This is a genomic window from Spartinivicinus poritis, from assembly GCF_028858535.1.
Lineage (GTDB): Bacteria > Pseudomonadota > Gammaproteobacteria > Pseudomonadales > Zooshikellaceae > Spartinivicinus > Spartinivicinus poritis.
Window position 1 is genome coordinate 74,357 of the sequence record NZ_JAPMOU010000016.1, and the last position, 13,020, is coordinate 87,376.

At 39.1% G+C, this 13,020-nt stretch carries 9 protein-coding genes; 1 reads left to right on the plus strand and 8 read right to left on the minus strand.

Going from position 1 to position 13,020, the window contains the following annotated elements:
- The first annotated feature begins 235 nt into the window (after positions 1–235).
- Entirely contained in the window at positions 236–1,714 is a 1,479-nt protein-coding gene (locus tag ORQ98_RS13705; RefSeq protein ID WP_274689378.1) for a lipopolysaccharide biosynthesis protein, read from the plus strand.
- Between the two features lie 131 nt (positions 1,715–1,845).
- On the opposite strand, the gene oppF is transcribed toward ORQ98_RS13705, so the two are convergent.
- From oppF to ORQ98_RS13745, 8 genes are all read right to left on the minus strand, one after another.
- Positions 1,846–2,868, minus strand: a complete 1,023-nt coding sequence (gene oppF, locus ORQ98_RS13710; RefSeq protein WP_274689379.1) for a murein tripeptide/oligopeptide ABC transporter ATP binding protein OppF — start codon at positions 2,866–2,868, stop codon at positions 1,846–1,848.
- Positions 2,865–3,908 carry an oligopeptide ABC transporter ATP-binding protein OppD gene (gene oppD, locus ORQ98_RS13715; RefSeq protein WP_274689380.1) on the minus strand — a complete coding sequence of 348 codons (1,044 nt, stop codon included), beginning with the start codon at positions 3,906–3,908 and terminating at the stop codon, positions 2,865–2,867. The genes oppF and oppD overlap by 4 nt, the downstream gene beginning before the upstream one ends.
- Before the next feature lie 11 nt (positions 3,909–3,919).
- Complete coding sequence (gene oppC, locus ORQ98_RS13720; RefSeq protein ID WP_274689381.1) at positions 3,920–4,828, minus strand: oligopeptide ABC transporter permease OppC; 909 nt, start codon at positions 4,826–4,828, stop codon at positions 3,920–3,922.
- Between the two features lie 30 nt (positions 4,829–4,858).
- Positions 4,859–5,782 carry an oligopeptide ABC transporter permease OppB gene (gene oppB / locus ORQ98_RS13725; protein ID WP_274689382.1) on the minus strand — a complete coding sequence of 308 codons (924 nt, stop codon included), beginning with the start codon at positions 5,780–5,782 and terminating at the stop codon, positions 4,859–4,861.
- An 86-nt stretch (positions 5,783–5,868) separates the two neighbouring features.
- Positions 5,869–7,494, minus strand: a complete 1,626-nt coding sequence (locus tag ORQ98_RS13730; RefSeq protein WP_274689383.1) for an ABC transporter substrate-binding protein — start codon at positions 7,492–7,494, stop codon at positions 5,869–5,871.
- 485 nt (positions 7,495–7,979) lie between these two features.
- Entirely contained in the window at positions 7,980–9,011 is a 1,032-nt protein-coding gene (locus tag ORQ98_RS13735) for a sugar-transfer associated ATP-grasp domain-containing protein (RefSeq protein ID WP_274689384.1), read from the minus strand.
- A gap of 56 nt (positions 9,012–9,067) precedes the next feature.
- Positions 9,068–10,885 carry a GNAT family N-acetyltransferase gene (locus ORQ98_RS13740; RefSeq protein WP_274689385.1) on the minus strand — a complete coding sequence of 606 codons (1,818 nt, stop codon included), beginning with the start codon at positions 10,883–10,885 and terminating at the stop codon, positions 9,068–9,070.
- A gap of 676 nt (positions 10,886–11,561) precedes the next feature.
- Positions 11,562–12,893: an FAD-dependent oxidoreductase gene (locus ORQ98_RS13745; RefSeq protein WP_274689386.1), complete on the minus strand. Its 1,332-nt coding sequence runs from the start codon at positions 12,891–12,893 to the stop codon at positions 11,562–11,564.
- Positions 12,894–13,020: the final 127 nt, after the last annotated feature.

Below are 13,020 nucleotides of genomic sequence, written 5' to 3' on the forward strand. Positions count from 1 at the left end.
TAAAAAATATTGTAAAAGCTTTCATTCCTTTCACTAAAAAGTACTATTAACAATTAAAATTAATAAAAATTACAATCAATTGTCATAGTATTTTTTAAAATTCTATAAAGTATAGATCGCTTATGCTATATTGAGCGGGACCTCACTCAATAACAAGCCAACTGACAATAAGTCATATTTCGTATATATGAGCAACACTGACATTACAAAAAAAATGGGCATTGGAGCAGTTTGGATGGTAGTCCTAAGGCTGTGTGTTCGCCTATTAAGCATTGTTAGTCTGTTTATTATGGCTAGGCTGCTTGTTCCTGAAGATTACGGAATTGTTGCACTTGCTATGAGTTTTTATGCCATCTTAGATGTTGTCACTACCTTTAACTTCGACTTACCGTTAATACAAAATCAGCAAGCAACCAAGGACGACTACAATACCGCTTGGAGCTTAAATATTCTTATGGGGCTATTTATCGCAATAGGTCTGCTGATTGGCTGTTATCCTATCGCAAGCCTGTTTAATGAACCCCAGTTAGTCCCAATTTTTCTTTGCTTAGCAGGCATGGCCATCATACAAGGTTTCACCAACATTGGCGTTGTCAACTTTCGTAAAGAGCTAAATCTGAAGAAAGAGTTTAACTTTGAATTCGGTAAAAAAATTCTATCTTTTTTAGTAACTGTAGGTGCTGGTCTTTTATTAAAGTCTTACTGGGCTTTAGTTTTTGGCATGATTACTAACTGTTTAGCAGGCCTAATTCTTAGTTTCATTATGAGTAGTTACCGCCCTTCTCTCTCCTTAAAAAGCTGGCGTAGTTTGTTAAGCTTTTCAAAATGGATGTTATTTACAAATGTTCTGCTCTATGCAAACAATCGCCTGATGATGTTAATTGTTGGTAGCTCACTCAATACTAAAATACTTGGAAACTACTCAATGATGAAAGAGGTTGCTGATATCACCACTGTTGAGTTAGTACTTCCTATACAAAAAGCGCTATTTCCTGGCTATTCAAAATTAACAGACGACAAACCCCAATTAGCTCAAGTATTTCTTAATAGTATTGCTATGATTGCATTTTTTGGCGTACCAATAGCTACTACACTTGCGGCACTAAATGAACATTTTGTTATCACGTTATTAGGTGAAAAATGGCTAAGTGAATCATGGATGTTAAAGATTTTTTGCCTTGCAGGGGCATTTTCATTAGTCACAGGCGCAACTTTGTCAATCTATTATGCTCTGGCAAAACCGCAAATAGTAACTGCTATTTTATTCATTCAAGGAGCAATCAGAATTTCTTTATTCAGCTACTTTATTATACAAGGCTATATAACAGAAGCACTTCTTAGTATCCTGGTAACTGCGATCCTCAGCACAGCATTAAGTCTAGTAATCAGTTGCCGACTACTCTCCTTACCAGTCTTTCAGTTACTTTGGCCATTAACCCGTACAACTTTGTCAGCTGTTTTACTTATGGCTTCTTTGTTACTGTTAACAAAATGGTTTCCACTACAGTATAATTTTTTCATAGACTTCCTATCAATGTCTGTAATGACCTTGATTGGTATCGTTGTTTATACCGTTTGTCATTTTAGCTTGTGGTACTTTACCTATAACAGCCAAAACACTGCTTACTGTTCAAAAGCAACTGGCGCAGAGAGCATTATTATCCAGTTAGTTAAACCTAAACTGTCCGCGCTAAGATTAAGGCTAAGCACCTAGCTTAAATGATGCTGACTACTAACACCTCCCTTCGCGAATGACTTTTAAGATAAGATTTGTTCTCGTCGCTAAAAGCCATTTGCTTTGGCTAAATAAAGAAGCCTTCATTGAGAGAGTTAAATTAAAACGCTTTAACAGTTCCCACCTTCTACTTTTAAACAAGACACTTGATGGTTATCAATCGCTTGCAATGTTGGCCGTTGCTGCTGACACCGAGCTTCTGCGATAGGGCAACGAGTGCAAAAAACACAACCTTTGGGTGGGTTAATGGGTGATGGAAGATCACCAACTAAAATTTGCGCCTGTTTATCTCTTTCTTTTTCTGGATCAGCCAATGGCACTGCTGACAACAGTGCCTGAGTATAAGGGTGCAGTGGATTAGTATATAACTCTTTACTACTGGCCAGCTCCACAACATTTCCCAGATACATTACCATTACCCGATCACTGATGTGTTTAACTACACTTAAGTCATGAGCAATAAACACCAGAGAAAGCTTCATTTCCCGCTGTAATTCTTTAAGTAAGTTAACAACTTGCGCCTGAATAGACACATCTAACGCACTCACAGGCTCATCACAAACCACCAGCTTGGGTTCTAAAATTAATGCTCTGGCAATACCCACCCGTTGACACTGACCACCAGAAAATTCATGGGGGTAACGGTTAACCACATTGGGTAATAAACCTACCTTACTCATCATGGCTTTAACTTTTTCTTCTACCTGACGTTTACTCATATCAGGAAAAAAGGTTTGTAATGGTTCGGCAATAATTTCACCAATTGTCATTCTTGGATTGAGAGACGCTAATGGGTCCTGAAAAATAAACTGTAAATCCTGTCTTTTTTCTCTCAATTCATCCTGATTTAATTGAGTAAGATCCTGCCCTAACCATAAAACAGAGCCAGAGTGTGCTGGTATTAATCCAATCAAGGCTCTGGCTAAGCTCGATTTTCCACAGCCAGACTCACCAACAACGCCCAGGGTTTCTCCCTCATAAATATCAAAGCTCACTCCATCTACCGCTTTTAAAGTCGGCTTTGGTTGCCATGGCCAGCCACCTTTATTATCAACTCTAAAGTGAACTTTAAGGTCTCTGACTTGTACAATTACTTTGTCTGATGTTGTCATGTTTTCTGAAGCCGCTATCATGCCATCGCCTCTTGATTAAGCCCGTTGTGCTCAAACCCCTTCTGCTTACTTGACAGCTGCTCAGTTTTTTTTTGCTGTAAAGTTTCTTTTTCCAGATGACATGCCCGTTGACGATAGCCATCAAATGTTATTAAGTCAGGTGCAGCCTGCTTACATCTGTCAAACACATAACCACAACGATCCTGGAAAGGACAACCCTGAGGTAAGTTTAATAAATTAGGAGGATTACCGGGAATGGTTGGTAACTCAGCCTGGTCGGCAACTAAATCGGGTATGGAAGCCAATAAACCTTTAGTATAAGGATGAGTCGGCTGGTAAAACACATCATTCACTGCACCATACTCCATTGTACGGCCCGCATACATCACCAGTACTTTATCACAAAGGCCAGCCACAACACCCAGGTCATGGGTGATCATAATAATAGACGTGTTAAATTCCTGCTTGAGTTCATTTAATAAAGTTAATATTTGGGCTTGTACCGTTACATCAAGTGCTGTAGTTGGTTCATCAGCAATCAATAGCTTAGGGCGACACAACAAGGCCATTGCAATCATCACCCGTTGACGCATTCCTCCTGAAAATTCATGAGGATACATATCAATACGTTTATGAGCCTCTGGTATGTGCACTGCTTCTAGCATGCGGATCGATTCAGCCCTAGCTGACTTTTTATCCATACCTTTATGCAAAATTAACACTTCTGCTAACTGCTTCCCTACTTTCATATAAGGATTAAGCGATGTCATTGGGTCCTGAAAAATCATCGCAATTTGTTCAGCTCTGATTTTATTTAATTCTGTATTGCTTAATTGCAAAATATCTTTGCCATTAAATAAGGCTTTACCTGACGTATGACCATTCTTAGCAAGTAATCCCATTAAAGCAAAAGCGGTTTGACTTTTACCCGAGCCAGACTCCCCTACAATGCCCAAGGTCTCACCTTCAGACAAAGCAAAATTTAAGCTGTTTACAGCCGTCACCATGCCATCAGGAGTCTCAAACTCTACCCGTAAATCTTGTACATCTAATAAGCTCATGCTAACACCCCCTAGCGATCCTTAGGATCCAATGCATCTCTTAACCCATCGCCCACAAAGTTAAAACAAAACAGTGTCAGCACGAGAAAACTGGCTGGAAATAGCAACTGCCATGGGGTGATATCCATGGTTTTTGCCCCTTCAGAAATGAGTGCTCCCCAACTGGTCTGTGGCTCCTGAATACCTAGCCCTAAATAACTTAAAAACGATTCAAATAAAATCATGCTAGGTACCAGCAGAGTGGCATACACAACAACTACACCCAATACGTTAGGCACTATGTGTCGAGTAACTATTTTATTAGTCCTAACCCCACAGGCATGAGCAGCCTCAATAAACTCTTTGTTTTTTAGGCTAAGGGTTTGCCCCCTAACTATCCTGGCCATATCAAGCCAAGACACCATGCCAATAGCAACAAAAATCAGGAGTATATTACGACCAAAAAAGGTCACTAATAAAATGACAAAAAACATGAAAGGAAATGAACTAAGTACTTCTAGTGTACGCATCATAAAGCTATCCAGTTTCCCTCCTACAAAACCGGAAACAGCACCATACAAGGTACCCACTACTACCGCAACTAAGCTGCCCATCACCCCAACCATCAAGGATATTTGCCCCCCCATCATGACCCGTACAAATAAATCACGGCCTAGAGGATCAGTACCGAAGTAATGTCCTGACTCAATAGAAGGTGCAGCATTCATTGCCAACCAGTCAGTATCATCGTAAGCAAACTCACTTAAAAATGGGCCAACGATGGTCATAATACTAATCAACAACAAAATTATCAGGCTAACAATTGCCGCTTTATTGGAAATAAAACGGCGCCAGGCATCTTCCCACAGGCTACGGCCTTTTACATCTGCTTCTGCTGCAGCCTGCTGTAAAGACTCAATTTTTTTTGTTAAAGCAAGCATGACTATCTCTCGTAGTATTTTATTATTTTGTTAGGAATAACGTATTTTGGGATCTATCACTGCATATAAAATATCTACTATCGCGTTAAACATGATAGTAAGTACCCCTACGACAATTGTCAGCCCCATTACCATAGAGTAGTCACGGTTAAGTGCACCATTAACAAATAACTGACCAATGCCACCTAAACCAAAAATAGTTTCAATAACTACAGATCCGGTAATGATTCCTACAAAAGCAGGCCCTAAATAAGACACGACTGGCAACAATGCCGGGCGTAGTGCATGCTTAAAAATAATTTGGCGAGCAGGTAACCCTTTTGCTTTAGCCGTACGAATAAAATTGCTATGCAGTACTTCTATCATACTGCCTCGCATAATCCTGGCGATCGCAGAGATGTAGTGAGTAGACATGGCAATAACGGGTAAGATTAAATATTTAAAACCACCATCATTCCAACCACCTGCCGGCAGCACTTTATAGCTAATAGCAAAGATTAAAATTAACAGAGGCGCCAAGACAAAGCTGGGAATAACAACTCCTGTCATGGCTATGGTCATACTGGTGTAGTCAATCCAGGTATTTTGCCTTAACGCAGCAACCACTCCAAAAGCAACACCAAATACCACCGCAACAATAAAAGAAACAAGCCCTAACTTGGCCGAAACAGGAAAACCCTGGGCTAATAGTTCATTAACAGTAAAGTCTTTATATTTAAATGATGGGCCTAAATCACCTTGTATTAAATTACCTAAATAGATGAAATACTGCTTCCATAAAGGCTCATTTAAATGGTATTTAGCTTCAATATTGGCTAATACTTCGGCGGGTAAAGTACGTTCGGAGGAAAATGGGCTGCCTGGTGCAGCATGCATCAAAATAAATGAAACCGTAATTAATACCAATAAGGTCGGTATTGCGACACCAAACCGCCTAATAATCAACTTAAGCATTGCTACTCTCGCTCACTTATTATTATGTCAACCCCTTAGCACATAAAAATGCTAAGGGGTTAGGTTAGTAAGTTATTATGCTATTATTAATGAGCGATTATATAATAATTTTTCGTGTAAGTATTATCTAAAGGATTGCCTTTATACCCACCCACATATGGCTTAATCAATCGTGTCGTGACATCCTGATAAATAGGGGCTACCGGCATATCACGGGCAATGATGGCTTCTGCTTTAGTGTAATATTCAGCTGGATTTTCAGCTGTTTTTGCTTTAGCTAGTAGTTCATCATATTCTTTATTCCGGTACTGTGAGCCATTTAGTGAGTTATTTGAAGTCAGCAAATCAAGCATCGTTGAGGCTTCGTTATAGTCACCATTCCAGCCAGCACGGGCCACATCATAATTACCCAGTCGTTTATTATCTAAATACGTTTTCCACTCTTGGTTCTCTAAGTTAACTTTTGCACCTAGCTTTTTCTTCCACATTGAAGAAATGGCAATCGCAATTTTTTTGTGGTTATCATCTGTGTTATACAACAAAGTAAACGCTAACGGCTTATCTTTACCAAAGCCAGCTTCTTTCAGCAGTTTAACTGCTTCTGTATCCCTTTGTTGTTGAGTCATTTTGGAATAGGGGTTTTCTGGTGGTACAAAGCCATCTAAATTATTTGGGGTGAAGTTAAAGGTGGGAATTTGTCCCTGGCCTAATATTTTGCTCGCTACTACATCGCGGTCAATGGCTAATGATAATGCTTTTCTCACTCGAACATCATCAAAAGGCTTACGTTTATTATTAAATGCATAGTAGTAAATAGACGCTCTCCCCGTAACTTTTACCTCATCAGGAATTTCCTTTTTCAAACGTCTAAAATGCTCTAAGGCTATCCGCTCATAGCCCATATCCACATCACCTGCACGGTAACGATTCAGCTCTGTATTTCTGTCAACAATTGGTAAATAAGTTACCTTATTAATGACTGTTTCTTTATCATTCCAATAGTGGTTATTGCGCTCAAGGACAATACGCTCGTTTACAGCCCAGTCTTTCAGTTTATAGGCGCCATTAGAAACAATATGACTTGGCAATGTCCACTTATCACCATACTTCTCAATTGTCGCCTTATGCACTGGGAAAGTGGTGTAATGCGCCATCATTCGAACAAAGTATGGAATTGCCTTATTGATTGTCACCTCAAAGGTATGGTCATCTACTGCACGAACAGCTAACTCAAAAGGCTTCTTTTTCCCCTTAATAATCTCTGATGCATTTTTAATCTCAGCCAGCTCCATGTACCAGGAATAGTTAGATGCTAACTTAGGGTCTACCGCCCGTTGGAATGAATAAACAAAGTCATGGGCCGTTATAGGATCTCCATTAGACCATTTGGCGTCTTTTCTCAGCTTAAAGGTATAAACTGTCTTGGTTTTATCTGCAGACCAGCTTTCTGCTACACCTGGTACGGTACCACCACCAGGGCTATCACTGACCAACCCTTCAAATAGGTCACGAGTAACATAAGCACCAGGAACACCTTCTATCTTTTGTGGGTCCAGAGATGAGGGCTCAGAACCATTCACCCGAACAATTTCTTGTTTTTTGGCCAATTTAACACCAGCAGGCACCTCAGCGGCCTGTAAAGAAGAAACACTCAGCACTCCTGCAAACAAAGAAGCAGAAATAGCCGACAAAGCAAGTCGTTTAGTTTTCATACTGACTCCTAATAGTTAAGTACTTGTTTTATTAGTATTTTTTTAAATTGGTCACTAGTCACTCACTTATTATACTTCCTGTATATCATGGACAAACCAATTCTTTTTTGTATTAAACTATTTTTACAACAGAAAAAAAAGTTTACATAACGATAGTTAAATTTTAGCCAAAAATAAACAAATTGTTACATTATACACGTGCTACTTTTGTACTAAACAAAAGTTGTCGATCAATCTAACACTTTTTATGTGATTTTTGTCAATCTCATCAGGCGTCAGACTAATAAGATGAAAGGGGGGAGTAAAGAGTATTTGAAAGCTTTGATAAGTAAATTATGAGTTCTGTTTAATAAAACTAATTTCGCGCCAGCTTACCAACAAATTAAAAACAGATTTATTACAGCAAGCGCTTACATCGTTTAGCGCTATGACCTATAAGCAATAGTTAAAAGCGAAATTTTATTAAAATAAATTTATAAGCAAACCTACCCCTCCAAAAACTCTTTCAAACCAGTCTGACGATAACCATTGTCATGCTTTTGATTCACGTAAACAGCCATAAATGAATTAACTTCAACAATGACAGGACCATTTGATGTGATAGCCACATCCCAGCCTAGAAACTGAGGGCGTGGTAAGCACGAGTGTGCCGATTTAACTGTTTCTATTACTTCTTGATAAAAAGGAATGGTAATACCAGTTAAGCTAATATCTGAATCTGGATGGCACTCAAAGGTTTTATCACCATTAACAGAATATCCCTTACTTAGCTTTCCATTGTCATCAATATGGCATCCTATACCGCCAGCTCCCATATTATCGATCATTGAACCAGCAGTTCCAAACTTCATCATTCCATCCAATAGTAAGAACTCACCTTTTTCGTTCGTTGCCGTAAGAATTCTAGCGGTATTGACTGATGATGAATTGATTTGACTTAGGGTTTCATGTTGCACTACCAACTCTTGGAATATCCAATCACACTTTGAAAAATATTCACGCTGAAAGTCCTCTATATTTTTTCTTTTTCCTGACCGCAGTTGCACTGTTTTAGATTGCTGATCATATTCCTCAACAATATCAAATCCATCTCCATGTCCTCCACCTGCTGGTTTAATAACAAATGGGCAGGGTATTAATTCTAAAACATCACTAATTTCTTTGTTTGCCAGCGTCTGTTCACCCAAATGAAATACGGATGCCCTTGGCCCTATAAAACCATAGGTTTTTACATGGGGAATGTTATTTGCTTTCCAGACGCACGACTGAATCCACTTATCAAATTCAACTATTCCCGTGCTTCTAGGGTTTACACGCTTTTCAAATATTGAGTATTCTCGATAGCGAATAAGGTTTGCAGGAATCTCGTATAATAGTGGGTAAGATAGGAATTCCTTCAGGCCAAACCCTTTCAAATAACAGATGATAAACCGCCATAACACATAAAAAAAACTCACCCGGTTTTGTTTTGAAAAGGTATTCAAGCTTGAAGTGACATCGAATATTTTCTGAACCATAATTGACTCCCTAGCCCGAATCTTTCAGTGAATATCAAAGATCCAGGGTAATTAAGCTAGCTTTCCTTAACGGTCTGCCCCCCTAACAAACAAAGATACTTAAATCGCTTTTGCTCCTGAAAGCCAATTTTATCAGCCATCATTATTGGTATTTTGTTTGTAGGCTCAATTGCCTGGTAAATATATTTCAAATTGAGTTTATTAATTGCATAGGCAATGCATGCGTGTAATACAGCTCGGTATAAGCCTCTGCCCCTGGCCATGGGTGATGTATAAACGTTATATATAACTGCCGAACCTTCAGGGTAGTGGAAATGCCGTCTAACCAAAGGAAATAATGAGGCTTTTGCTTGAGGGATTAACCAGGCAAAAGCAAGAATTTTTTGATTTTCAACAACTCCAAACATCAACTCCCCTTCATTCATACGATGTTGAAAATCTCGTCTTAATTCCTCAACATCTTGCCAATCTTCCCAAGCCTCGAGCAACTGAAGTTCGTCTTCACTAAACAGCTTTACAAGAGAGTTGCTTTGAAAACTAGCTTTTTCCTTATCTAACTCTAAGCGATAAACCGCTAGCTCATGACGCTGAAAAATCCATGATAATGCAGGCTGTTTAAGCAGTTTATGTAGTAGTTTCACACCTTTGAAATACAGTTTTCCCAAACGTCCGTTTCGAATAATTTCCCATTTTTGGCGCCAAAATAACTGGCTATCCCCTGGAAAAATTAAATCATGGTGTAATGTTGGATCAAGATACAAATAAAAAAAGGAGAAAAAAGAGCGCAACTTTTGCCATATAGAAAAGTCATTACTCTTTAATACTGATACAACATGCCCTAAGTCAGCAGGGTAATCCCAACGACAACGAACTGAAGTATATTGACTGGGTATGTCAGGTGTCGCTCCAAAATGGCATTCAGCCAGATACCTTGGGAAGTCAGCTCCTGCAAACAAGGCTAAATGCATTGCAGCCCAAATACGTGCATTAACTTCCATAAAGAAGAACTGCCCTGTCGCTTGATCCAGCCGATACTCAACCATAGCCACACCTTGCCAATTCATAACCTTCAATTTAGCGAGGGCATCAGACTCCATTTCAGGATGCTCAATAACTGATCGAATAGCACCCAGTCCACCAGTATAGGGAGACTCCCTATCACAAACGTTAGCAAGTGTCGTAATAGCTTTACCTTGCCACATTAATACATTAACGCCAGCTCCTTTCCCCGGAGCAAATGCTTGAATCAAAACCTGTTTATGCGTTTGCAAAAAAGCTTGTACCACCTTAATAACATCAGCATAGGTTTGGCATTTCCGAACGGCACTGGAGTTTACCGTTGGAGCCTCTCTTTTAATTAAGTCAACCTCATCAACTTTTACAAAACAAGGGTATCTAAAACGCGTCAATTCGGTATCCGACATCAGCGCTTCTATTGATGAAATAACTTTCGACTCAGGTAGGTTTTCACTAACACCACTATCAATAAAATGCTTTATTGTTTGGGCTTTACTAAAAGCCCTTTCTAACAGAGTTTGATCATAGGGCACTGCAAATAGGTGTTTAAATGAATCCCAAGCTGGCAACAACGCCAAAATGAGCGGCTCACAGGGCATTACGAGTTCGATATCGTTATAGCTTACATATCTGGAAAACCAGGAAATAAATCCCGTTGAACTAAACTCAGGAGCAACCGTTGTTTTAAAAGCAAAACGAGAGTAAAAGCCCAGTGCACGGGATTGAGAAGATGCCACAAAGACTTTGCAACCGGCTCTGCCAAGAGAACGAATTGCTCCAATATTACCTAACGCCTGTCCAGGCAACACTAATACTCTTTTACCTGCTACAGAGGCAGACATTCCCTGAAGTTGCATTGAGAGCCTCACTTACTGGCATATTCACCGTTTTTGCATTGTCGTAATTGTGAATCTCTTATACTGTCGTAATTCATAAACAAGACATTTAATTAACTGTAAATATTCACAAACTGGCAATACAATTTTACGCTGGGATTAACCATCACATACGTTACAAACCATCAAAAAAATAAGTTCAAAAAGACAGTTAGCACTCATTACAAAAAACCATCTTATTATTCCAATAGCTATGTAAATGGTAATGTTAGCAGATCCATTAGCTGATGAGATAAGGTGAATATTACTCTTAAACTAGCAAAAGTACAAAGCACTACACTTTTAACTAAATACTTAAACAGTTAAAAGCAAGAATAGTAAGCAAAGTAAACAGTTACTTTTAAAATATAAGTCACTAGCTCCTAAAGGCGCACAAAACTATCGAAGGTATATTAACTAAAATAAGTCTAAAAATGTAAACCAACAAACTAAGCATTATTATTTTTTTAGATTAAAATTAAACGCAACAAAGAAAATATACAATTATTATTAAACTTATTTAACGACTTTTTAAAAAAATAAAAATATTGTTCATTTGTAGCGTTTTAAAAAAATATCCGCCATAAAAAACTGGCAAAAACCCTATGCCTTACACTCTATAGAATCTCTGCCAATTATTTTTTACTAGTTCAAGCTATTACAACAAAGCTTTTTTAAACGCTTCTTCATCAAACTGACAACCTAAATGCTTAACAATTTCCTGGATATCCTTTTCCGCATTATCAAGACAACTGGTACCACCAGGTGATGGTGTCATATTAAAGATAATCCCTGGCTTGGTGATTTTGGCTTCTCCCATCAGCAGCTGTTTTTGCTCTTTATCGATCAGCTGTGGTCTAACACCACCAAAGCCTTTTGCAAAGCGTACGTCTTTTAGCTCAAGTGAAGGCACTATCTTTCGCGCATCTTTCAAAAATAGTCGACGCCGTAAGTAAGGGACTTCAAATAAGATGTTTTTAAGGATGTAGTTACGAATATCTTTAACTTTGAATAAATCCCAAAACACTTTAAACACGGCACCATCTAAACGTAACACCTTAAAAAATTCTGGAATTGTCTTGTAATTAAAGCGCTCAAGCATCGGTAATAATAATGCAGTCGGTCCAAACCGGGTTTTACCTGGTACAAGTACATCAGGGTCACCATGAATTGCTGCAAACGGCAGCTTATCGTTTTGAACGGTATAAACCTTGCCGTTGAGCACTTTTGGAGTAAAGTAAAAGCTACCCGCCATTGGCATGCAGGAGAAGTTCATTCCATATCCCATTTGCTGGGCTAATAACAAACTATGTCCACAGGCACACACGACAACAAAGCGAGCTTCGAAGGTACCTCGGTCAGTAACAACCTGATGATTATCACCAACTTTCTTGATCTCCGTTACTTTTGTGCCTAAACGGATATCAATATCTTTATCAGTATCCTTCTCCACTTGTTTAACAAAGGATTTTGATAAGGCAGCAAAGTCTATTGCCGTATATTCATCAGTAGCTGCCAATGCCACCAATGCTTCTGGGCGCTCAACGCCATTGATTTTAACTACGTTGGGCTCTATTTCAGCAATAGCTTCTTTCTCTAGTAACTTTAGGTTTGGGAAAAGCTCTTTAAACACATCATAGCGTTGACGTAAGAAAGTTGTTTCTTTCTCCCCGACGCCAAGCACCATCTTAGGGTATTTGAAGATTATTTGGTCACGCTCTTCCTCAGGCAGCTTGATAGCGTAATTACGCACCATGTCCGCAGCCCGTTTAACAACTGTCGCTTTTTCAAGGGTGTAGTTGGTTTCAATGTCACCACAATGAATAGTCTGGCTGTTATTACTGCCTTTAGAGCTAACTTGAGCCAACTCGTGGTATTTTTCAACCAGGCAAATGCTCTTTAGGTCAGTAAACTTGGCTAGCTCATAGAGTAATGCGGTTCCTGAAACACCACCACCAACAATGAGCACATCGTACGTCTTTACTGTCATAACGGGTAATTGCTCTCTAAGGAGTAATAAGTAAGTTAACAACTCTTCTGACGTGCATCCCGGTAAATCAGTACTGATAACCAAAGCAAGTATCAGCAAGCAAAGCCGTTAACCCCAGAGCATCGTC

What these genes read in the sequence shown, in the direction of transcription:
- ORQ98_RS13705 (WP_274689378.1), top strand. Translation starts at nt 236, where the DNA reads ATGGTAGTCCTAAGGCTGTGTGTTCGCCTATTAAGCATTGTTAGTCTG.
- oppF (WP_274689379.1), bottom strand. Translation starts at nt 2,868, where the DNA reads ATGATAGCGGCTTCAGAAAACATGACAACATCAGACAAAGTAATTGTA.
- oppD (WP_274689380.1), bottom strand. Translation starts at nt 3,908, where the DNA reads ATGAGCTTATTAGATGTACAAGATTTACGGGTAGAGTTTGAGACTCCT.
- oppC (WP_274689381.1), bottom strand. Translation starts at nt 4,828, where the DNA reads ATGCTTGCTTTAACAAAAAAAATTGAGTCTTTACAGCAGGCTGCAGCA.
- oppB (WP_274689382.1), bottom strand. Translation starts at nt 5,782, where the DNA reads ATGCTTAAGTTGATTATTAGGCGGTTTGGTGTCGCAATACCGACCTTA.
- ORQ98_RS13730 (WP_274689383.1), bottom strand. Translation starts at nt 7,494, where the DNA reads ATGAAAACTAAACGACTTGCTTTGTCGGCTATTTCTGCTTCTTTGTTT.
- ORQ98_RS13735 (WP_274689384.1), bottom strand. Translation starts at nt 9,011, where the DNA reads ATGGTTCAGAAAATATTCGATGTCACTTCAAGCTTGAATACCTTTTCA.
- ORQ98_RS13740 (WP_274689385.1), bottom strand. Translation starts at nt 10,885, where the DNA reads ATGCAACTTCAGGGAATGTCTGCCTCTGTAGCAGGTAAAAGAGTATTA.
- ORQ98_RS13745 (WP_274689386.1), bottom strand. Translation starts at nt 12,893, where the DNA reads ATGACAGTAAAGACGTACGATGTGCTCATTGTTGGTGGTGGTGTTTCA.